Source organism: Acidovorax sp. CF316 (assembly GCF_000276605.1).
Lineage (GTDB): Bacteria > Pseudomonadota > Gammaproteobacteria > Burkholderiales > Burkholderiaceae_C > Acidovorax.
On record NZ_AKJX01000124.1, the window covers coordinates 1 to 19,228 of the forward strand.

At 68.3% G+C, this 19,228-nt stretch carries 23 protein-coding genes; 3 read left to right on the top strand and 20 right to left on the bottom strand.

Features of this window, described 5'->3' with window-relative positions:
• Positions 1-94: 94 nt before the first annotated feature.
• Together pdxA and PMI14_RS14970 are read right to left on the bottom strand one after the other, a co-directional pair.
• The gene (gene pdxA / locus PMI14_RS14965) at positions 95-1,126 is read right to left on the bottom strand and encodes a 4-hydroxythreonine-4-phosphate dehydrogenase PdxA (protein WP_007855717.1); all 1,032 of its coding nucleotides are present in this window, start codon (positions 1,124-1,126) and stop codon (positions 95-97) included.
• The gene (locus tag PMI14_RS14970; RefSeq protein WP_081497336.1) at positions 1,123-1,881 is read right to left on the bottom strand and encodes a Nif3-like dinuclear metal center hexameric protein; all 759 of its coding nucleotides are present in this window, start codon (positions 1,879-1,881) and stop codon (positions 1,123-1,125) included. Before PMI14_RS14970 ends, pdxA begins: the two co-directional genes overlap by 4 nt.
• Before the next feature lie 121 nt (positions 1,882-2,002).
• Between PMI14_RS14970 and PMI14_RS14975 the strand changes: the two genes are divergently transcribed.
• The gene (locus tag PMI14_RS14975; RefSeq protein ID WP_007855723.1) at positions 2,003-3,169 is read left to right on the top strand and encodes a S1C family serine protease; all 1,167 of its coding nucleotides are present in this window, start codon (positions 2,003-2,005) and stop codon (positions 3,167-3,169) included.
• Positions 3,170-3,319: 150 nt separating this feature from the next.
• Here PMI14_RS14975 and tatC read toward each other — a convergent pair whose 3' ends face one another.
• From tatC to PMI14_RS15020, 9 genes are all read right to left on the bottom strand, one after another.
• Positions 3,320-4,123, bottom strand: coding sequence for a twin-arginine translocase subunit TatC (gene tatC, locus PMI14_RS14980; protein WP_007855724.1), 804 nt, complete (start codon positions 4,121-4,123; stop codon positions 3,320-3,322).
• Between the two features lie 62 nt (positions 4,124-4,185).
• The gene (gene tatB, locus PMI14_RS14985; RefSeq protein ID WP_007855725.1) at positions 4,186-4,647 is read right to left on the bottom strand and encodes a Sec-independent protein translocase protein TatB; all 462 of its coding nucleotides are present in this window, start codon (positions 4,645-4,647) and stop codon (positions 4,186-4,188) included.
• A gap of 22 nt (positions 4,648-4,669) precedes the next feature.
• A complete protein-coding gene (gene tatA / locus PMI14_RS14990) occupies positions 4,670-4,912 on the bottom strand; it encodes a Sec-independent protein translocase subunit TatA (protein ID WP_007855727.1) in 243 nt (80 codons plus the stop codon).
• 106 nt (positions 4,913-5,018) lie between these two features.
• Positions 5,019-5,375 carry a histidine triad nucleotide-binding protein gene (locus PMI14_RS14995; protein ID WP_007855728.1) on the bottom strand — a complete coding sequence of 119 codons (357 nt, stop codon included), beginning with the start codon at positions 5,373-5,375 and terminating at the stop codon, positions 5,019-5,021.
• A gap of 42 nt (positions 5,376-5,417) precedes the next feature.
• A complete protein-coding gene (locus PMI14_RS15000; RefSeq protein WP_007855729.1) occupies positions 5,418-6,458 on the bottom strand; it encodes a patatin-like phospholipase family protein in 1,041 nt (346 codons plus the stop codon).
• On the bottom strand, positions 6,451-6,837 hold the full coding sequence (locus PMI14_RS15005; protein WP_007855730.1) for a hypothetical protein: 387 nt from the start codon (positions 6,835-6,837) through the stop codon (positions 6,451-6,453). Before PMI14_RS15005 ends, PMI14_RS15000 begins: the two co-directional genes overlap by 8 nt.
• Positions 6,834-7,211 carry a phosphoribosyl-ATP diphosphatase gene (locus tag PMI14_RS15010; protein WP_007855731.1) on the bottom strand — a complete coding sequence of 126 codons (378 nt, stop codon included), beginning with the start codon at positions 7,209-7,211 and terminating at the stop codon, positions 6,834-6,836. The genes PMI14_RS15005 and PMI14_RS15010 overlap by 4 nt, the downstream gene beginning before the upstream one ends.
• A gap of 4 nt (positions 7,212-7,215) precedes the next feature.
• The gene (gene hisI / locus PMI14_RS15015) at positions 7,216-7,614 is read right to left on the bottom strand and encodes a phosphoribosyl-AMP cyclohydrolase (RefSeq protein WP_186457775.1); all 399 of its coding nucleotides are present in this window, start codon (positions 7,612-7,614) and stop codon (positions 7,216-7,218) included.
• Between the two features lie 118 nt (positions 7,615-7,732).
• Positions 7,733-9,403 carry an RCC1 domain-containing protein, alpha-tubulin suppressor gene (locus PMI14_RS15020; protein ID WP_007855733.1) on the bottom strand — a complete coding sequence of 557 codons (1,671 nt, stop codon included), beginning with the start codon at positions 9,401-9,403 and terminating at the stop codon, positions 7,733-7,735.
• 163 nt (positions 9,404-9,566) lie between these two features.
• Between PMI14_RS15020 and PMI14_RS15025 the strand changes: the two genes are divergently transcribed.
• Together PMI14_RS15025 and PMI14_RS15030 are read left to right on the top strand one after the other, a co-directional pair.
• Entirely contained in the window at positions 9,567-10,256 is a 690-nt protein-coding gene (locus PMI14_RS15025; RefSeq protein ID WP_007855734.1) for a response regulator transcription factor, read from the top strand.
• Between the two features lie 22 nt (positions 10,257-10,278).
• Positions 10,279-12,252, top strand: a complete 1,974-nt coding sequence (locus tag PMI14_RS15030; protein ID WP_158279164.1) for a sensor histidine kinase — start codon at positions 10,279-10,281, stop codon at positions 12,250-12,252.
• A gap of 12 nt (positions 12,253-12,264) precedes the next feature.
• Here the strand turns inward: PMI14_RS15030 and PMI14_RS15035 are convergent, their stop codons facing one another.
• From PMI14_RS15035 to PMI14_RS15075, 9 genes are all read right to left on the bottom strand, one after another.
• Complete coding sequence (locus PMI14_RS15035) at positions 12,265-12,813, bottom strand: hypothetical protein (protein WP_007855737.1); 549 nt, start codon at positions 12,811-12,813, stop codon at positions 12,265-12,267.
• 20 nt (positions 12,814-12,833) lie between these two features.
• Positions 12,834-13,634 carry an imidazole glycerol phosphate synthase subunit HisF gene (hisF, locus tag PMI14_RS15040; protein WP_007855739.1) on the bottom strand — a complete coding sequence of 267 codons (801 nt, stop codon included), beginning with the start codon at positions 13,632-13,634 and terminating at the stop codon, positions 12,834-12,836.
• 38 nt (positions 13,635-13,672) lie between these two features.
• The gene (gene hisA / locus PMI14_RS15045; protein ID WP_007855741.1) at positions 13,673-14,413 is read right to left on the bottom strand and encodes a 1-(5-phosphoribosyl)-5-[(5-phosphoribosylamino)methylideneamino]imidazole-4-carboxamide isomerase; all 741 of its coding nucleotides are present in this window, start codon (positions 14,411-14,413) and stop codon (positions 13,673-13,675) included.
• A gap of 78 nt (positions 14,414-14,491) precedes the next feature.
• Entirely contained in the window at positions 14,492-15,163 is a 672-nt protein-coding gene (gene hisH, locus PMI14_RS15050; RefSeq protein WP_007855742.1) for an imidazole glycerol phosphate synthase subunit HisH, read from the bottom strand.
• A 55-nt stretch (positions 15,164-15,218) separates the two neighbouring features.
• Positions 15,219-15,854, bottom strand: coding sequence for an imidazoleglycerol-phosphate dehydratase HisB (gene hisB / locus PMI14_RS15055; protein ID WP_007855743.1), 636 nt, complete (start codon positions 15,852-15,854; stop codon positions 15,219-15,221).
• Entirely contained in the window at positions 15,851-16,963 is a 1,113-nt protein-coding gene (gene hisC, locus PMI14_RS15060; protein WP_007855745.1) for a histidinol-phosphate transaminase, read from the bottom strand. Before hisC ends, hisB begins: the two co-directional genes overlap by 4 nt.
• The gene (locus tag PMI14_RS15065; RefSeq protein WP_007855746.1) at positions 16,960-17,418 is read right to left on the bottom strand and encodes a PIN domain-containing protein; all 459 of its coding nucleotides are present in this window, start codon (positions 17,416-17,418) and stop codon (positions 16,960-16,962) included. Before PMI14_RS15065 ends, hisC begins: the two co-directional genes overlap by 4 nt.
• The gene (locus PMI14_RS15070) at positions 17,415-17,639 is read right to left on the bottom strand and encodes a hypothetical protein (RefSeq protein ID WP_007855747.1); all 225 of its coding nucleotides are present in this window, start codon (positions 17,637-17,639) and stop codon (positions 17,415-17,417) included. Before PMI14_RS15070 ends, PMI14_RS15065 begins: the two co-directional genes overlap by 4 nt.
• Positions 17,640-17,689: 50 nt before the next feature.
• Positions 17,690-19,141, bottom strand: a complete 1,452-nt coding sequence (locus PMI14_RS15075; protein WP_007855748.1) for a PLP-dependent aminotransferase family protein — start codon at positions 19,139-19,141, stop codon at positions 17,690-17,692.
• Between the last annotated feature and the right edge of the window lie 87 nt (positions 19,142-19,228).

Here is a 19,228-nt window from a genome sequence, read left to right on the forward strand (position 1 = left end):
CTGCGCGAGTCGGGAGGGGGACGCCCCCAGTGCGGCGGGGCGGCCCTTGCACGGGGGCACTGGCTTGGGGCGCGCCAGTTTCCAGGAGGCTGCGCTAAGCCGACAACTTGCGGGCCATGCGCACGGCCTCCACCAGACTGGAGGCGTCTGCGATGCCCTGCCCCGCAATGTCGAAGGCCGTGCCGTGGTCCGGGCTGGTGCGCACGAGCGGCAGGCCCAGCGTCACGTTCACGCCCTTGTCCACGCCGAGGTACTTCACGGGGATCAGGCCCTGGTCGTGGTACATGGCCACCACCACGTCGAACTCGCCGGGGTGGCCGGGCGCGTGGCGTGCGCGCATGAACACCGTGTCGGGCGCGAACGGTCCCTGCACGTCCATGCCCTGCGCCCTGGCTGCCGCGATGGCCGGGGCGATGGTCTCCACCTCCTCCTGGCCGAACAGGCCGCCCTCCCCCGCGTGCGGGTTAAGCCCCGCCACGGCGATGCGCGGCGCGCGGCCCAGGGTGCGCAGCAGGGCGGCATGGGTGATCTGCAACGTCTGCGCCAGGTTGGCGGGTGTCACGGCCTCGATGGCGTCGCGCAGCGATATGTGGATGCTGACGAGCACCGTGCGCAGCTCGTCGCTGGCCAGCATCATGCGCACCGGCATGGCGGCCAAGGGCACGCCCTGGTGCTTCGCCGCCTCGGCCTGCAGCAGCTCGGTATGGCCTGGAAAGGCCACGCCAGCGGCCGACAGCGCCTCCTTGTGCAGCGGTGCCGTGACCAGCGCCGCCACCTCGCCGCGCAGCGCGGCCCGCGCCGCCCAGACCACGCATTCGGCCGCTGCGCGGCCGGCCTCGGCACCGATGCGGCCCCAGGGCTGCGGCCCGGGGAGCCCCGGCAATGGCAGCACTGGCACGCAGCGCAGGGGCACCTGCAGGGCCTGTGCCGGCGCCTCGATCAGCGCCACCGGCAGCGAAGGCATGCCGGGGCGCTCGATGCACTGCGCCGCCCGGCGCAGTGTGGCCACGTCGCCCACCACAAAGCAGCCGCGCAGATCGTCGGGCGCATCGCGGAAGGCCTTGGCAATGATTTCGGGGCCTATGCCGGCCGGATCCCCCTGGGTAATGGCAATGGCAGTGCTCATGCGGGGTTGTCCACCTCGATGAAGACATGCTCCACACCCGCCTGCTGCGCCACATGCGCAGCCACCGCCGGGGCGCCATAGCGCTCCGTTGCGTGGTGGCCGGCCGCGATGAAGCACACACCCGTCTCGCGCGCCAGGTGGGCCTGGGGTTCGGAGATTTCCCCGGTGATGAAGGCATCGGCCCCGGCGGCAATGGCCGGCTCGAAGTAGCCCTGTGCCCCGCCCGTGCACCAGGCCACGCGGCGAATCGGTCGGCGCAGGGCCGCCTCGGGCTGCACCAGCGTCACCGTTCGCCCCAGTGCTGCGGTGACATGGTCGGCCAGCGCCTGGCCATCGGCAAAATCCGCGTCCGCGGCACAAGCCAGGTCCTGCTCGCCAAAACGCGCATCGGCCGCCAGGCCCAACACACGACCGAGCTGCGCGTTGTTGCCCAGCTCGGGGTGGGCATCGAGCGGCAGGTGGTAGGCAAACAGGTTGATGTCATGCGCCAGCAGCAGTTGCAGGCGCTGCTTCATCCAGCCCACCACGCGGCCGTCCTGCCCGCGCCAGAACAGGCCGTGGTGCACGAAGATCGCGTCGGCCCGCTGGGCAATCGCTGCCTCGATCAGCGCTCGGCTGGCCGTCACGCCGCTCACGATGCGGGTGATGGTCTCCTTGCCCTCGACCTGCAGGCCGTTCGGGCCGTAGTCCTTGAAACGCGCGGGTTGCAGCAGCGCATCGAACGCCTGCAGAAGTTGGTGCCGGGAAATGCTCATGCGCCTATTGTCGCGCGGGTGCGGCACCACCCCCTCGCCCCCCAGCGGCATGCATGGAGGACAATGCGGTCATTCCCGCGCCGCGCGCGCCCGTCCTCCCGATGTTTTCCCCGTCCAACCCATGAAGCGACTCTGGCTGCTGTTTTCCCAAACCGTGACGGTGCTCGTCGCGGCCTATTTCGTCGTGGCCACCCTGCAGCCCGGCTGGCTGGGGCGCGGCACGGTGCGCTCGGGCGCCGGCATCGCGCTGATCGAGGCACCCGCCAACACCTCCGCCGCAGGCCAGCCACCGGCCGCCGGCAGCTTCAGCGCCGCTGCGCGCAAGGCCGCGCCGGCCGTGGTGAGCATCAACACCAGCAAGGCCGTGCGCCACCCGCGCAGCAACGACCCGTGGTTCCAGTTCTTCTTCGGCGACCAGGGCAACAACCAGCAGCAGCAACAGCAGGCGGGCCTGGGCAGTGGCGTCATCATCAGCCCCGAAGGCTACATCCTCACCAACAACCACGTGGTGGAAGGCGCCGACGAGATCGAGGTCACGCTCACCGACAGCCGGCGCGCCCGGGCGCGCGTGATCGGCACCGACCCCGAGACCGACCTGGCCATCCTCAAGATCGAGCTCGACAAGCTGCCCGTGATCGTGCTGGGCAACTCGGACACCCTGGACGTGGGCGACCAGGTGCTGGCCATCGGCAACCCTTTCGGCGTGGGCCAGACGGTGACCAGCGGCATCGTCAGCGCCCTGGGCCGTACCCAGCTCGGGATCAACACCTTCGAGAACTTCATCCAGACGGACGCAGCCATCAACCCCGGCAACTCCGGCGGCGCCCTCGTGGACGTCAACGGCAACCTGCTGGGCATCAACACCGCCATCTACTCGCGCTCGGGCGGCAGCATGGGCATCGGCTTTGCCATCCCGGTATCCACGGCACGCCTGGTGCTCGACGGCATCGTCAAGGACGGCCAGGTCACGCGCGGCTGGATCGGCGTGGAGCCCAACGAGCTCTCGCCCGAACTGGCCGAGACCTTCGGCGTGAAGGCCTCCGAAGGCGTCATCATCACCGGCGTGCTGCAGGACGGCCCCGCGGCCCAGGCCGGCATGCGCCCGGGCGACGTGATCGTGAAGGTGGACGGCAAGAACGTGGGCAATGTCTCCGAACTGCTCACGGCCGTGGCGGCCCTGAAGCCCGGCACGGCGGCCCCGTTCAACGTCAGGCGCGCCGACGCCCTGGTGGAGTTGAACATCACCCCAGGCCTGCGCCCCCGACCGCAGCGCAATGTCAAGAGGTGAGCCCTCCCGGAGCGCTTCGAGCCATCCTTCCAAGGTAAGCGAAGCACCACATCCAGCCTGCGGGCACCCATGAAAAAAGCAACTGGCGCTCCTGGCGGCAGTTGCTTTTTTTGCTCCGCCCCGTCGCGGGACGGGCGCCCCTCGGTCAGGTCAGGAGGAAGAGGACGACGAGGCCGTGCTCTCGGCGTCTTCCGGCGCCTTGGTGTGCTTGATGAAGATCTGCGCGGCCCAGATGCCCACCTCGTAGAGGATGCACATGGGCACGGCCAGCGCGAGCTGGGAGACCACGTCCGGCGGCGTCACGATGGCCGCGACGACGAAAGCACCGACGACGAAGTAGCCGCGAAAGCTCTTGAGCTTTTCCACGCTGACGATGTTCATGCGTGCCAGCACCACCACGGCAATAGGAACCTCGAAAGCCATGCCGAAGGCCAGGAACATCGAGAGCACGAAGCTCAGGTAGGCCTCGATGTCTGGCGCAGCCGTGATGCTCTTGGGCGCGAAGCTCTGGATGAACGCAAACACCTGCCCGAACACGAAGTAATAGCAAAACGCCACGCCGATGAAGAACAGCAGCGTGCTGGAAACCACCAGCGGCAACACCAGTTTCTTCTCATGCGAATACAGGCCCGGCGCCACGAAGGCCCAGACCTGCCACAGCACGACGGGCAGCGCCAGCAGGAAGGCCGACATCAGCAGGATCTTGAGCGGCACCATGAACGGCGAGATCACCGAGGTGGCGATCAGCGTGGCGCCCTTGGGCAGGTGGGCCACCAGCGGGGCCGCCAGGAAGTCATAGAGCGCGCCAGGACCGGGAAAGAAGAACAGGATCGCCGCCGCAATGGCGATGGCGATGATGGCCTTGACCAGCCGGTCGCGCAGCTCCATCAGGTGCTGCACGAACGGCTGCTCGGTGCCGGCCAGTTCGTCTTCTTTGGGGGGAGTTTCGGACATGTTGGATTTTCAGGGGCGTGGGGGCCGCCCATGCAGCGCGCACCGGGTGCTGCGCGGCATCGTCAATGGAATTTCTGGGGCCGGTAGCGGGCAACGCGTGCCGCGCCGGACTGTGCCTTGGTGCGCACGCCGCTGCGCGACTTGTACCACTGGGGCGTGGCTCCGCGCTTGAGACGCCAGTTCTTGCCCGGGTGCTTGTAGGCCGGCACCACCACCGAAGTCTCGAAGGGCTCGGCAGCCGTCATGTCCGTCGCCGCGGCCCAGTCCTTCTCGAACTCGCTGGCGCCGGTCTGGATGGACTGCTGCACGTCGCGTGCGGCACCTTCCACCGTGTCCTTCATCTTGCGCAGCTCGTCGAGCTCCATGGACCGGTTGACCTCGGACTTGACGTCGGCCACGTAGCGCTGCGCCTTGCCCAGCAAGGTGCCCACCGTACGCGCCACGCGCGGCAGCTTCTCGGGGCCGATGACGATCAACGCCACGGCGCCGATCAGCGCCATCTTGGACAGGCCAATATCAATCATGAAGCAGGTGTCCGCTCAGCGGTCAGCTCTTTTGCTTGGCTTCGACGTCGATGGTGGTCTTGTCGGTCGCCTGGCTGGCAGTGACCTGGCCAGCGGGAGGATTGACCGCACCGCTCTCGGCCGTGGAACCGTCCTTCATGCCGTCCTTGAAGCCCTTGACGGCGCCCCCGAGGTCGGAGCCCATGTTCTTGAGCTTCTTGGTGCCGAACACCATGACGACGATCAGCAGCACGATCAGCCAGTGCCAGATGGAAAAAGAGCCCATGGAATATCTCCTAACGTATTGCAATCATTTTAGACCCCGGCAGTGACCGGAGTTCAGGCCCCCTGTTGCGAAACAGGGGTCTATCGGGTCGAAACATCAGCTGGGGTCAGCCTTTGAGCCACGGGCGGGGGCCACCCATCACGTGGATATGCAGATGGTGGATTTCCTGCCCGCCTTCAAGCCCCGTGTTTACCACGATGCGAAAACCGCCATCCGGGTAGGGGTTGCAGCCCTGCTCCAGGGCCAGCTTGGGTGCCAGCGCCATCATGCGCCCCAGCACACCGGCATGCTCTTCGGTGACCTGGGCCATCGAAGGGATATGTGCCTTGGGGACCATCAGGAAGTGCACCGGTGCCCAGGGATGGATGTCATGGAAGACGAACATGTCATCGTCTTCATGGACCTTCTTCGAAGGAATCTGGCCCGCGATGATTTTGCAGAAAAGGCAGTTCGGATCGTGCATGGTGGAAAAGGGAGGACGAAATCTGGCTGCACGAAGGCAGGTTCACGCATTGTCTGCGATCTTGATGCTCGGCCGCACTCCCACGTCCCGGCGGTGCGCCTTCATCCAGTCCTTGCCCGCCCGGCGCCCGAGCTCGAACAGCTGGCGCACGAAGGCCGTGTCCGCACGCACCTTGCTGTCGGCGCCAAAAGGGGCCAGCACCGCCCCCCCGTCAATGCGGTGCATCAGCACGTTCTTGTAGCGGCGCGCATCGAGCTTGCCCTCGGCCAGCAGCCGGCGCACGAACTCGATGGCGCGCAACTCGGCCAGCAGGCTGGCGTTGAAGGTCACCTCGTTCATGCGCTCCATGATCTCGTGCGCGTTGTCGGGCACGGAGAGGTGCTCGATGGGGTTGATCTGCACCAGCAGGATGTCCGACGCCTCGGTCTGGTAGATCAGCGGGTGCAGCGCCGGGTTGCCCGAGTAACCACCGTCCCAGTAGTGCTCGCCATCGATCTCCACGGCCTTGAACACCATGGGCAGGCAGGCCGAAGCCATCACGGCGTCGGCGCTCAGGCGCGGACCCGCAAAGATCTCGCCGCGCCCGGTGCGCACATTGGTCGCACACACGAATACCTGGGGCACCACGCTTTCGATGCTGGCGCGCGCTGAACACAGCAGGCCGAAATCGACCTCGCGCTCGAGCAACTGGCGCAGCGGATTGAAGCCCAGGGGGTTGGTCTGGTAGGGCGAGAACCACTGCGCCATCATGCCCATCAGCGGATTGGCCGCCGACAGCGGCGTGCCCCAGGTCAGGCTGCCCAGGGAACCCACGCCCTCCCACAGCCGCGTGAGCGACTCGCGCGCCAGGGCGCAGCCCGCGGCGTGGGCCTCGAGCGGGTCCTTGTGGGTTTCGACGGCGCGGGCAAAGCCGTGCGCCAGGGCCACGGCATTCATGGCCCCCGCGCTGGTGCCGCTGATGCCCTCGAACTGCCATCGCCCGTCTTCGAGCAAGGCGTCGAGCACGCCCCAGGTCAGCGCACCATGCGAGCCCCCGCCCTGCAGCGCCAGGTTCAGGCGCCGCGGCGCGTGGGGTTCAGGCATCCACCGCCTGGTTCTTGCTCATCGCCAGCATGCCGCGCACGATGCGGTACAGGAACCACAGCGAGATGATGCCCCAGGCGATCCAGCCGGGGATGAAGAACAGCAGCCACAGCGGCGCGGTCACCGCGTACAGCACGCCCGCCCAGATCACCGAACGGATGCGCCAGGAGAAATGGTTCTCCTGCCAGGTGCCCTGGGCGTCACCGCGCTTGACCAGGTCGAGCACCAGGGCGATGACCAGCAGCAGCGCGCTGGCCTGCGTGCCCGGCAGCACGGCGCCCAGCGCCACGATCAGGTGCAGCGCATAGCTGACCCAGCCGATGTTCTTGAGGCTTTCGGCCTTCTGGTCATTGGTTCGCACGTCGATGATGTCGCTCATGGGGATCCTTCCTCGTGGGCTGCACGCGCAACGGCCTTGCGCAGGGCTTTCTCCTCGATGCCGCTGGTGCCTTCGCGGCGCTCGAGCTCGTTGACCACGTCGGCCGGCGACAGGCCATAGTGGGCCAGCGCGATCATGGAATGGAACCACAGGTCGGCCACCTCGTAGACCAGCTTGCTGGCGTCCGCGCCATGGTCCACGTCCTTGGCGGCCATCACCACCTCGGTGGCCTCCTCGCCGATCTTCTTGAGGAAGGCATCGGGCCCCTTGTGCAGCAGGCGCGAGACATAGCTTTTCTCGGGGTCGCCGCCGTTGGCGGGCTTGCGGCTTTCGATGACGGCCGCCAGGCGTGCCAGGGAATCGTTGGAACTCATGGTCTTACTTGTAGATGGATTCGGGGTCTTTCAAGACCGGATCGACGGCTTTCCATGCGCCGTCCCTGAGCACGCTGAAGAAACAGCTGTGGCGGCCCGTGTGGCAGGCGATGCCGGGCTCATGGCCCAGCTGGGTCACCTTGAGCAGCACCACGTCGTTGTCGCAGTCCAGGCGGATCTCGTGCACCGTCTGCACGTGGCCGGACTCCTCGCCCTTGAACCACAGCTTGCCGCGCGAGCGGCTGAAATACACGGCGCGGCCGAGTTCGGCGGTCTTTTCCAGCGCCTCGCGGTTCATCCACGCAAACATCAGCACGTCGCCCGTGCCCTGCTCCTGCGCGATCACGGGCACCAGGCCCTGCGCATCCCATTTCACTTCGTTGAGCCAGTTCATGGCCCGGATTGTCGGCGATTTGAATGACCGACCCCGGGCATGGCATTGCCAGCGCCCCAAAAGGCAAAAGGCCCGGGCCCCGCCTGCACGGGACAGGCGGGGCCCGGGCCGGGCGGCACAACACCCTTCAGCGCAGGTTCAGGACATTGGAGTAGCGCCCCGCGCGCAGCATCTCATAGAGCGCGGCCAGGGAATTCACCCCCAGGCCATACCCCAGGTAGAGTTGGCTGCCCGCCAGGGAGCTCAGGTCCATGCCGTTGATGTCCAGGACCGGGGCCGACACCGGCAGGGCCCCCGTGTACAAGGCAGCCATGGCGGGCACGAAACTGACCGTTGCGCCATCGAGCATGAGCAGGCGGCCATCGGACAGCAGCAGGGCCACGAAGATGGCGCCAGGCTGGCCCGCATGGGAGGCAGGCAGGGTGACACCGGCCTTGGCCGTGAGATTGTTCAGCGGACCGCTCTGGGCCGTGCTGAAGGCCGGCTCGGTGCCGGGTGCCGGCGTGCCGGTGCCCGGGTTCGTGCCGCCCGGATTGCCGACGTTGCCCGGGTTTGCGCTGTTGTCCACGCCGGCGTTGAGCGCAATGCGCGTGGGCGTGCTCACGATCCCGTTGGCAGTGGTCACCCCGTTGCCCAGCACGCCGCCGTCGGTACGACCCCAGGTGTAGACCGTGCCATCGGGCATGAGCGCTGCGGCGGCAAACGCACCCGTGAAGACATACGACACCGGGCCCGGCAGGCCCTGCACCCGCACCGGGCCCGCCTTGGCGTTGGCCGGCACCGAATCCCACTTGGTGGACACCGTGGTGCCGTCCCCCAGCAGGCCTCGCTCCCCCTGGCCGCAGGCGAACACGGCGCCGGCGCCGTCCACGAACAGCGCAGCACCACCGCCCGCGGCGATCTGGCGCAGGTTGGACAGGTTCTTGATGGTGTAGGGCTGGGCCGCCGTCTGCGCGCTCTCCTGGCCGCAGGTCAGCATGCCGCTGTTGGTGTCGCCCCAGGCCAGCGCCTGGCCATTCTTGATGCCGTAGTACAGGCCGGCGGCATTGCCCGTGGCGGTCGCGTCGATGAACGACAGCCCGACGGGCTTGAGGGCCGTCACCCCCAGCGGATCGGTGGCGGCGGTGACGGCCTGCAGCGGGTTGTCACGGCTGCTGTTGCTGCCCCAGCCGATCAGGCTGCCGTCCTGGCGGCGGCCAATCATCTGCGTTCCCGTCACGGCCAGCTGCACGATGCCGGTGGCACCGGCCACGGGCAGCGGCTGGCCCCGCTGCTGCGGGCCTCCCGGGCCCAGTCCCAGGTTGCCATAGCCGCTGTCATAGCCCCAGGCCCAGATCTGGCCATTGCTGTCCGTGGCGTAGAGCGAGTAACCGTTGGTCGCGGCCAGCACCGATACGATGCCCGAGAGACCCGGTACCTGGACGGGCTCGTAGCGGAACTGGCCGCCCGAGGTATTGGCGCCGATCAGCCCGTCCGAGACATTGCCCCAGACCCACACGCTGCCATCGCGCTTCACGGCCGCGGACAGTTGCCCCCCGGCGGTCAAGGCGACCACCTCGTTGCCCAGCGATGCGATCTTGGCGGGCGCAGGGTTGCTGCGGTCGGCCTGGCCACGGCCCAGTTGTCCCGAGTCGCCGCGTCCCCAGGAGGTGACGCTGCCGTCCGCATTGAGCAGCAGCATGTGGTAGTCGCCGATGACGACATGCGGAATGGCCGCCATCGCCGGGCAGGCCAGCCCGGCCAGGGCACCGGCCAGCACGAGGGCCCGGCGCAAGAACCGGTTCAAGGAATCAGACATGGAGCAACTCCTGCGAGCAGTGAAGGTGCATGGATTCTTCCGCCACCTGCCGTATCCGTCTGTCCCTCGAACACGGGACAAAACGGTTCATGTGCAAGCAGCTGTGACAGCAGGCCCCGCGTATCATGAAACGCACCGCCGAGCTTCCAAGGCCTGTCCACCCATGTCCGCTTTGCTCTCCGTGCTCGTGATCGAGGACGACCCGCTCTTCAGGCAGCGCCTGTGCGACAGCATTGCCGCCGCGCCCGACCTGCGCCTGGTGGGCGCCGCCGGTGACGCCGCCTCGGGCCTGGCCCTGCTGGCCCGGCACCAGCCCCAGGTGCTGCTGCTGGACCTGGGCCTGCCCGACCTCAACGGCATCGAGGTGATCGCGCGCAGCGCGGACGTCGCGCCCCATTGCGAGGTGGTGGTGGTCACCGTGTTCGGCGACGAGGCCCATGTCATGCAGGCGCTGGCGGCCGGCGCCACGGGCTATGTTCTCAAGGACACACCGGCCCTGGACCTGGCCGAGATGGTGCGTGCCGTGCACGCGGGCGGCAGCCCCATCAGCCCCGTCATCGCGCGCCGCCTGCTGACCCGGCTGGCCCCCGCGGGCCCCTCGCGCCAGCGTGCGCAGGCCGGCCCGCCGGACACCGCGGTGAGCGAAGCCGATGCGGGCCTGCTCAGCGAGCGCGAATGCGAGATGCTCGGCATGGCCGCCAAGGGCTACAGCTACCGCGAGATCGCACAGATGATGGGCGTGACCCAGCAGACCGTGCTCACCTACGTCAAGCGCAGCTACCGCAAGCTGCAGGTGCACTCCCGGTCGGAAGCGGTCTACGAAGCCCGCAAGCGCGGGCTGATGGGCGACTGAAGGCCCTGGCACTGTGATGCCCGTGGCGCGCGCCCCCCGCACCAGACCGGCACACCCCGGCCTGCCCTGGTTGGTGGCCGCCAGCCTGGTCCTGGCGGCGATGCTGGCACCGGCCCGCACGGCCGCAACCGGCGTCCCCGAGACCACCGACTCCCTGGTGGTCACACGCGTGGAGCGCTGGACCCCGGCACCGGGGACCGAGCCCTCCATCGGCCCGCCGGCGGATGCCGCGCAAGGCGCCTGGCAGCCGGTCGAGCTGCCGCAGGCGGTGCGCCGCGACCCGACCACGCGGGCCGCCGTCAACCTGCCCCTGCCCACCGTCTGGTACCGCACCGCATGCCCGGCACCCGTCGCGCAGGAAACCCTGGCCCTGTACCTGCCGCGTGTCAACGGCGGCCCCCTGCAGGTCTGGCTGCGCACCGGGCAAGGCACGCGGCAGCTGCTGGACAACAGCCCGGCCTGGCCCTCGCAGTGGAACCAGCCCATCCTGCTGCGCCTGCCCAGCGCCGCCTCCCAGCCGGGCGGCAGTTGCCGGCTGTTCCTCGCGCTGCCGCCGCGCGCCGACGGCAGCTATGCCCTGAGCCGCCTGTGGATGGGGCCGGAGCCCGAGGTCCAGGGCCTGTGGTCGGCACGCCAGCGCTGGGTCGTCACCGTGCCCCTGGCGGCCAGCACCACGCTGGTCATGCTGGGGCTGTTCTCGCTGGCCTTCTGGTGGCGCCGACGACAGGACACCGCCTATCTGTACTTCGGGCTCGCGTCGCTGGCCTGGTGGTTCCGCAACCTGCACTACGGCATCGAGCTGCCGCAGAACCTCGACGCCCTGCGCTGGTTCTGGTGGGCCACCGATGCCTCGATGACCTGGGTCATGCTGCTGGTCTACCTGTTCTCGCTGCGCTTTGCGACGCGCAGCTTCCCCTTTGTGGAGCGCCTGCTGCTGGGCTTTGCACTCCTGGTCTCGGCCGTGTCGATGCCGGTGCTGCCCTGGGCGCTGGACACGCCGCTGCTGCTGCATGCCGCCAATACGCTGGTGGCGATGGGCGTGACCCTGCTCATCGCCTGGTCGGCCTGGCGCGGTAGCCGCGAACTGCGCGTGCTGGCACTGGCGCTGTGCATCTGCCTGGGCCTGGGCGTGCACGACCTGGCGCTGCTGCAGCTGCGCATCCCGCCCGAAAGCCTGTACCTGATGCCCTACGCCATGGTGCTGGTGCTGGGCGCCTTTCTGTACGCCGTGAACCGCCGCTACATCGGTGCGCTGGAGCATGCCGAGGGCGCGGCCCAGGTACTGCAGGACCGGCTGGCCGAACAGCAGCGCGCGCTGGAGGCCAATTTCGCCCTGCTGGCCGAGGTGGAGAACGAGCGCGTGCGCCTGACGGAGCGCCAGCGGCTCACGCGCGACATGCACGATGGCCTGGGCGCGATGCTGGTGTCATCGCTGGGCCAGATCGAGCAGGGCCGACTGTCGCAGGGCGAGATGGCCCAGGTGCTGCGCGAATGCCTGGAAGACCTGCGCCTGACCATCGATTCGATGGAGCCCATCGACCAGGACCTGACCACCCTGCTGGCCACTTTGCGCCAGCGCGTGGGCCACCGCCTGGCGCAGGGCGGCATCGCCCTGCACTGGCACATGGACGACCTGCCGCCGCTGCCCTGGCTGGACGCCCCCGCCGCGCTGCACGTGCTGCGCATCGTGCAGGAGGCGCTGGCCAACGTGGTCAAGCACTCCGGGGCGGCCAACGTCACGCTGTCGGCCACGCTGGATGCGGGGCCGGGGGTGTGCGTGCAGATCGAGGACGACGGGCGCGGGCTGCAGGCCCGGCCGGATGGGCACCAGGGCCGCGGGCTGGGCCACATCGAGGAGCGCGCACGGCAACTGGGCGGCCATGCGCGGATCGTGCTGGGGGCCGGGGGCGGTACGGTGGTGCAGCTGTGGCTACCGCTGCAGGGCCCACCCCCTGCGTTGGACGGGTTCAGGCATTCGCACTGGCCTGCGCCCTGACCGTTCGGGGCCTCAGGGCTTGGCTACAGTCAGGAAGACCCGCTTGCGGTCCCAGTTCTTGCGCCCCAGGTACTTGATGGCCATGGCGTAGCGCCCTGGGGGCAGGAAGTCTTGCGTCAGAGTGTCCTGCTGCGTGACCACGGGCTGGCCATTGACGCGCACATCCTGGCGCGCCACCAGCTCGGGTTCGCTGTCCAGGTCCTGGCCATCGAGGGCATAGACCGTGACATCGGGCTCTTCCTTTTCTTCGCCCACGTGGGGCAGGCCCATGGCGCTGGGACGCGTGAGCACGTCCAGGGCCACCTTGCCATCCACCGGCTCGCGCACGATCCAGTAGACCTCGCGCACGTTCTCGTTGAGTTCGGCCAGCAAGGCCTTGAGCTTCTCGAACTCGGCCTTGTCGGCGATCACCTCGACAGCCTTGCCACCGATGGTCGCATCAAAGCAGCGGCCGATGCGGTCCACGCAGGGCAGGCGGTCAAAGTAGCCGCGTGCATAGGATGGCGCAGGCACCTGCTGCGCAGCGGCAGGCACGGCCATCGAGCCCAGGCACAAGGCCATGGCGGCAGCGGCCAGCGCCCTCACAGCCGCACCGGGATGCCGCGCCCCGCCATGTGCCGCTTGGACTGGCCCACGGTGTATTCGCCGTAGTGGAAGATGCTGGCGGCCAGCACCGCATCGGCACCGCCGATCTGGATGCCGTCGGCCAGGTGGTCCAGGTTGCCCACACCGCCCGAGGCGATCACGGGCACGCTGACTGCATCGCTCACAGCGCGCGTGAGCGCCAGGTCGAAGCCGGCCTTGGTGCCGTCGCGGTCCATGCTGGTCAGCAGGATCTCGCCCGCGCCGCGGCGCGTCATCTCGGTGGCCCAGGCCACGGCATCCAGGCCCGTGTTCTTGCGCCCGCCATGGCTGTAGACGTCCCAGCCAGCGCCCACGGGCCGGCCGTCGGCACCGGTGCGCTGCGCGTCCGCGTCGGAGCGGCGCTTGGCGTCGATGGCCACCACGATGCACTGCGCGCCGTACTTGGCCGACACCGCATCGATCACCTCGGGGTTGGCGATCGCGGCCGAGTTGAAGCTGGTCTTGTCGGCGCCTGCATTGAGCAGGCGGCGCACGTCCTCGACCGTGCGCACGCCGCCACCCACGGTGAGCGGAATGAACACCTGGCTTGCCACCGCTTCGATGATGGGCAGGATCAGGTCGCGCCCGTCGCTGGTGGCGGTGATGTCGAGGAAGGTCAGTTCGTCGGCGCCCTGGGCGTTGTAGCGCGCGGCGATCTCGACGGGGTCGCCCGCATCGCGCAGCTCGACGAAATTGACGCCCTTGACCACGCGGCCTCCGGTCACGTCCAGGCAGGGGATGATGCGTTTGGCAAGCATGTCAGAGGTCCAATGGGGCGGCGCTGCCACCCCGGGGGTTATCCATTGAGTTCGTCGGCGCGCGCCTGCGCGGCCGTGAAATCGAGGTCGCCGCTGTAGATGGCACGGCCGCAGATCACGCCTTCCACGCCTTCGCCCTCGACGGCGCACAGCTGCTCGATGTCGGCCATGTTGGACAGGCCGCCCGAGGCGATCACCGGGATGCTCAGCGACTGCGCGAGCTTGACGGTGGCATCGATGTTGATGCCCGAGAGCATGCCGTCGCGGCCGATGTCGGTGTAGATGATGGACTCGACGCCCCAGTCCTCGAACTTCTTGGCCAGGTCCACGACCTCGTGGCCGGTGAGCTTGCTCCAGCCGTCGGTGGCGACCTTGCCATCCTTGGCATCCAGGCCGACGATGATGTGGCCGCCGAAGGCACTGCAGGCGTCCTTGAGGAAGCCGGGGTTCTTCACGGCCGCCGTGCCGATGATCACGTAGCGCAGGCCGCCGTCGATGTATTTTTCGATGGTGTCCAGGTCGCGGATGCCGCCGCCGAGCTGCACCGGGATGTCCTCGCCCACTTCCTTGAGGATGGACTTGATCGCCGTGAAGTTCTTGGGCACGCCGGCGAAGGCACCATTCAGGTCCACCAGGTGCAGGCGGCGCGCGCCGGCCTCCAGCCACTTGCGCGCCATGGCGGCAGGGTCTTCACCGAAGGTGGTGGATTGGTCCATATCGCCTTGCTTGAGGCGTACGCAGTGGCCGTCCTTGAGGTCGATGGCGGGAATGAGCAGCATGGTGGGTTCGGGTGGAAAGGGGCGAGGCCGGGCTCGGCCCGAACAGGGTTGTGAAGGGTTGGGAACGTGGGGACGTTCTCAGGGATTCCAGTGGAGGAAGTTGCGGTACAGCGCCAAGCCGTGCTCCGCACTTTTCTCGGGGTGGAACTGGGTGGCAAAAATATTATCGCGTGCAATCGCCGCGGCGAACACACCGCCGTAGTCCGTCTCGCCCGCGCAGTGGGCTGCGTCCTTGGGACGGGCGTAGAAGCTGTGCACGAAGTAGAAGTAGCTGCCATCGGGCACGCCGGCCCAGACCGGGTGCACGCCAGCAGCCCCGTGGGGCACCTGGCGCACCTGGTTCCAGCCCATCTGCGGCACCTTGAAACGGCTGCCATCGGGCTGGTTGCGGCCGACCAGGTCGAACTTGCGCACTTCGCCGGGGACCAGCGACAGGCCAGGCGTATCGCCCTCGGCGCTGTGGTCGAGCAGCATCTGCATGCCCACGCAGACGCCGAACATCGGCTTTTGCGCCGCTGCTTCAAGCACCGACTCCTGCAAGCCGGAGTCACGCAGCTCGCGCATGCAGTCGGGCATGGCACCCTGCCCCGGCAGCACGATGCGCTGCGCGGCACGCACATCTTCGGGGCGCGAGGTGACGACCACGGTCCAGCCCGAGCCCTCGGCCGCGGCCTGCACGGCCTGCGATACCGAGCGCAGGTTGCCCATGCCGTAATCAACCACGGCGACGGTTTTTGCTTCCATATTCATAGCTATCGGCGCTTGGTGAAAAAGCGGTAGCGGCCTTTTTCTTGGCGAAGGGGGATCAGAGACTGCCCTTGGTGGACGGAATGGTGCCGGCGGCGCGCGGGTCGCGCGTGAGGGCTGCGCGCAATGCGCGGGCGAAGGCCTTGAACACCGTTTCGCACTGGTGGTGCGCGTTGATGCCCTTAAGGTTGTCGATGTGCAAGGTCACGCCCGCATGGTTCACGAAGCCCTGGAAGAATTCGTAGGTGAGCTGGGTGTCGAAGCCACCGATGCTGCCCGCCGTGAAGGGGATGTGCAGGTGCAGCCCGGGGCGGCCCGAGAAATCGACCACCACGCGGCTCAGCGCCTCGTCCAGCGGCACATAGGCGTGGCCGTAGCGGGTGATGCCCTTCTTGTCGCCCACGGCGCGCGCGAAGGCCTGGCCCAGGGTGATGCCCACGTCTTCCACCGTGTGGTGGCCGTCGATGTGCAGGTCGCCGTCGCAGTCGATCTCCAGGTCGATCAACCCGTGGCGGGCGATCTGCTCGAGCATGTGGTCGAAGAAGCCGATGCCGGTGTGCAGCTTGGCCTGGCCGGTGCCGTCGAGGTTGATGCGCACGGTGATGTGCGTCTCGGCGGTGTTGCGGCTGACCTCGGCGGTGCGATCGGCCTGGGGATCGGCCGATGCGGAAGGTACGAGAGCAGAAGAAGTCATAGGGAGGCTTGGAGCGCAGCGAGCATCTGCGCGTTGTCGTCGGCGTTGCCCACCGTGAGGCGCAGGCAGTTGGCCAGCAATGGGTGCATTGTAGAAACGTTCTTGACCAGGACCTTGCGCTTTTTCATGCCCTCGTAGGTTGTGGCGGAATCGGCCACACGCACCAGCACCATGTTGGCCTCGCTGTCCCAGCATTTTTCGATGCCCGGCATGGCCTTGAGCGCCTGCACCAGGACCGTGCGCTGGGCACGCAGCTCGGCCGCCTGGCCGGCGAACACGTCGGCATGCTCCAGCGCGAACAGCGCGGCCTCGCAGTTGAGCACGCTCACGTTGTAGGGCGGGCGCACCTTGTCGATCTCGGCCACCGCGGCGGCCGGACCGATGAGGTAGCCCAGGCGCACGCCGGCCAGGCCGAACTTGCTGAGTGTGCGCATGAGCAGCACATGGGCATTGCGGTCGGGCTCGGCACGCATGCGGTCGATGAAGCTGCGGCTGGCGAAGGGCTGGTAGGCCTCGTCCATCACCACGAAGCCGCCCTGGGCACCCACCGCGTCGACGATGCGCTGCACGGCGCCCTCGTCCCACAGCGTGGCCGTGGGGTTGTTGGGGTAGGCGATGTAGGTGATGGCCGGGCGGTGCTGCGCAATGGCGGCCAGCATGGCGGGTTCGTCGAGCTCGAAATCGGGCGTGAGCGGCACGCCGACGAAGTCCAGGCCCTGCAGCTGCGCGGAGAGCGGGTACATCACGAAGCCCGGCATGGGCGCCAGCATGGTGGCACGCTCGCCGGGCTGGGCGCAGGCCAGGGCCAGCAGGGTGATGAGCTCATCCGAGCCATTGCCCAGCACGATGCCATGGCCCTCGGGCAGGCCGGCGTACTTCGCCAGCGCGGCCTTGAGGTCGTTCAGGCGCTCGCCCGGGTAGCGGTTGAGCGCCAGCCCACCCAGGCGCTGGCCCAGCGCCGCCTGCAGATGGGCCGGGAGGCGAAACGGGTTCTCCATGGCATCCATCTTGAGCATGCCGGTGGAGGGCTGCACGCCATAGGCGTGCATGGCACGCACGTCGGCACGGATGCGGTTCAGGGCGGCGGGAAGGCTTGCGGGAGTGGTCATTCGGCGGTGTCCAGTTCGTTGGGGGCCACAAGGAAAGGGTTGATGCAGCGCACGGCGTCCAGCACCTGGTCGTGCGGCAGGGCTTCGGTGAGCAGGTAGCGGCAGCCCTGCTGGTGCGCGGAGGAGACGATGAGCGCGTCCCAGTAGCCCAGGCGGTAGCGGTCCTGCAGGTCCCAGGCACCGTCCACGGTGTAGGCATCGAGGTGGGGCGGCAGCCACACGCGCAGCCGGCGCACCTGGGCACGCACCAGTTGCACGGTGCGCGGACCCTCGAAGCGCTGGATGGCCTGGTTGTACAGCTCGTTGAGCACCTGGGAGCTGATGCGCCCACTGCGCGTCTGCCAACAGAAGCCGAGCCACTCCCGTGCACGGACCTGGCGGGACGGGTCGCGCTCGTCCACGCTGGCCAGCAGCACTTCGGTGTCGACGAAGAGGGGGGTCGTGCCGCTGCTCATCGCTGGAACAGGGTTTCGCGCGGCACATAGGGCCCGCTGGAAGCGCCCCAGCTCTCGAAGCCCAGGGCCTCGCGCATGGCCTGGGCGTAGGCGTCTTCCTGGCGCATCTTCTCGGCCAGCCATTCGCCCAGCAAGCGCGAGACGCTGCTGCCGCGCCGCGCCGCCTCGACGCGCACCCATTCGGCAACTGTGTCGTCCATGGTGATGGTGACGTTCTTCATGCAGTCAATATTACACGAAGTTCGTGCTCCACGAACTTCGTGTAAAAAATTCAGGCCGCTTTCCGCCCACTGGCCAGCAGCACGCGGCAGGCCATGTCGCCCACCTTGCGCAGGGCCACCAGGTGCGCAGGGGTCCAGTCGCCGCCGACGCCGATGCGCAGGCAGTTGCGAAAGCGCCCACTGGCACTGAACACGGTGCCGGGCGCGATCAGGATGTGCTCGCCCAGGCAGGCCTCGTGCAACTGCACCGAGTCGAGCGCACGCGGCAGTTCCACCCACAGCAGCATGCCGCCGGGCGGATCGCTGACCCGCGTGCCCGGCGGAAAGTGTGCGCCGATGATGTGGCGCACCTCGTCGAGCCGCGCCGCCGCGGCAGCACGCAGCTGGCGCATGGCGGCCGCGTGCCCGCTCTGGTTGATCAGGTCGGCCAGCGCCAGCTCCAGCACGGCGGATTGGCCACCGGCCTGCATGTCCTTGATGCTGCGCAGCTGTTCGGTCCAGCGCCCGGCCTCGACCCAGCCCAGGCGCAGGCCCGGGGCCAGGGTCTTGGAGAACGAGTCGCAGAGCATCACGTGGCCCGTGGTGTCGTAGGACTTGACGGTGCGGCGCATCTCGTCGGGCTCGGCCAGGTCGGTGTAGATCGCATCCTCGATGACCGCCATGCCATGGCGCGCGGCCATCTGCGCCAGGCGTCGGCGCTCGGGTTGCGGCATGCAGCTGCCCAGCGGGTTGCTCAGCGTGGGCACCACCATCAAGGCCTTCACGGGCTGGGTATCGAGGGCGAGCTGCAGCGCGTCGAGCGAGATGCCGTGGCGCGGGTGGGTGGGGATCTCCAGCGCCTTGAGGTGCAGGCCCTGCAGCACCTCGAGGAAGGAGAAATGCGTGGGCGACTCCAGTGCCACCACGTCGCCCGGCTGGGTGACGGCGCGCAGGCACAGGGCGATGCTGTCCATGCAGCCGCCGGTGATCACGATGTTCTCGGGGTCCAGGCTGCAGCCCAGGCCCACGGCATAGCGCGCCAGGGCGCGCCGCGCCTCTTCCTGCCCTGCCGACGACGGGTAGGTGCACAGCAACTGGCGGTTGCGCTGCACGGCGCGCACCACGGCGCGGCGCACGCGGTCGGGGTTGAGCATGTCGGGACCCGGCGTGCCGCTGCTGAAGGAGAGCATGTCCACCGGCTGGGCGCGGCCCATGATGCGCTGGCCCAGCCAGTCCACCGAGACCTCGCGCGGGCGGCGCAGCGGGCGCGGGGTGGTCGGCTCTGGCAGGTTGACCGGGCGCGCCGCCACGAAGAAGCCCGAGCGCGGCCGCGCGGTGATCAGGCGCGCATCCTCGAGCCAGTGGTAGGCCTGCACCACCGTGCTCTGCGCCACGCCGCGCTGGCGGGCGAGTTCGCGCACCGAGGGCATCTTCTCGCCGCGCGACAGGGTGCCGTTGCGCACCAGTTCGGCCAGCTGGGCCGCGATCTGCAGGTACAGGGGCGTGGTCTCTTGGGCGTCCATGGGTCCATTCTGTACTGCCCAAGGCAATCATGGCCAATACAGATGGCCCCGAAACAGTACAGCACAGAGGCCTGTGCGCGCGCATCT

What these genes read in the sequence shown, in the direction of transcription:
- hisA (WP_007855741.1), bottom strand. Translation starts at nt 14,413, where the DNA reads ATGCTGCTCATTCCCGCCATCGACCTCAAGGACGGCCACTGCGTACGC.
- tatA (WP_007855727.1), bottom strand. Translation starts at nt 4,912, where the DNA reads ATGGGCTCTTTTTCCATCTGGCACTGGCTGATCGTGCTGCTGATCGTC.
- hisB (WP_007855743.1), bottom strand. Translation starts at nt 15,854, where the DNA reads ATGACTTCTTCTGCTCTCGTACCTTCCGCATCGGCCGATCCCCAGGCC.
- PMI14_RS15010 (WP_007855731.1), bottom strand. Translation starts at nt 7,211, where the DNA reads ATGAGTTCCAACGATTCCCTGGCACGCCTGGCGGCCGTCATCGAAAGC.
- PMI14_RS15065 (WP_007855746.1), bottom strand. Translation starts at nt 17,418, where the DNA reads ATGAGCAGCGGCACGACCCCCCTCTTCGTCGACACCGAAGTGCTGCTG.
- PMI14_RS15035 (WP_007855737.1), bottom strand. Translation starts at nt 12,813, where the DNA reads ATGGCCTTGTGCCTGGGCTCGATGGCCGTGCCTGCCGCTGCGCAGCAG.
- PMI14_RS14975 (WP_007855723.1), top strand. Translation starts at nt 2,003, where the DNA reads ATGAAGCGACTCTGGCTGCTGTTTTCCCAAACCGTGACGGTGCTCGTC.
- PMI14_RS14970 (WP_081497336.1), bottom strand. Translation starts at nt 1,881, where the DNA reads ATGAGCATTTCCCGGCACCAACTTCTGCAGGCGTTCGATGCGCTGCTG.
- PMI14_RS15020 (WP_007855733.1), bottom strand. Translation starts at nt 9,403, where the DNA reads ATGTCTGATTCCTTGAACCGGTTCTTGCGCCGGGCCCTCGTGCTGGCC.
- PMI14_RS15005 (WP_007855730.1), bottom strand. Translation starts at nt 6,837, where the DNA reads ATGAGCGACATCATCGACGTGCGAACCAATGACCAGAAGGCCGAAAGC.
- tatB (WP_007855725.1), bottom strand. Translation starts at nt 4,647, where the DNA reads ATGATTGATATTGGCCTGTCCAAGATGGCGCTGATCGGCGCCGTGGCG.
- hisC (WP_007855745.1), bottom strand. Translation starts at nt 16,963, where the DNA reads ATGACCACTCCCGCAAGCCTTCCCGCCGCCCTGAACCGCATCCGTGCC.
- hisH (WP_007855742.1), bottom strand. Translation starts at nt 15,163, where the DNA reads ATGAATATGGAAGCAAAAACCGTCGCCGTGGTTGATTACGGCATGGGC.
- tatC (WP_007855724.1), bottom strand. Translation starts at nt 4,123, where the DNA reads ATGTCCGAAACTCCCCCCAAAGAAGACGAACTGGCCGGCACCGAGCAG.
- PMI14_RS14995 (WP_007855728.1), bottom strand. Translation starts at nt 5,375, where the DNA reads ATGCACGATCCGAACTGCCTTTTCTGCAAAATCATCGCGGGCCAGATT.
- hisF (WP_007855739.1), bottom strand. Translation starts at nt 13,634, where the DNA reads ATGCTTGCCAAACGCATCATCCCCTGCCTGGACGTGACCGGAGGCCGC.
- PMI14_RS15025 (WP_007855734.1), top strand. Translation starts at nt 9,567, where the DNA reads ATGTCCGCTTTGCTCTCCGTGCTCGTGATCGAGGACGACCCGCTCTTC.
- PMI14_RS15070 (WP_007855747.1), bottom strand. Translation starts at nt 17,639, where the DNA reads ATGAAGAACGTCACCATCACCATGGACGACACAGTTGCCGAATGGGTG.
- PMI14_RS15075 (WP_007855748.1), bottom strand. Translation starts at nt 19,141, where the DNA reads ATGGACGCCCAAGAGACCACGCCCCTGTACCTGCAGATCGCGGCCCAG.
- pdxA (WP_007855717.1), bottom strand. Translation starts at nt 1,126, where the DNA reads ATGAGCACTGCCATTGCCATTACCCAGGGGGATCCGGCCGGCATAGGC.
- PMI14_RS15000 (WP_007855729.1), bottom strand. Translation starts at nt 6,458, where the DNA reads ATGCCTGAACCCCACGCGCCGCGGCGCCTGAACCTGGCGCTGCAGGGC.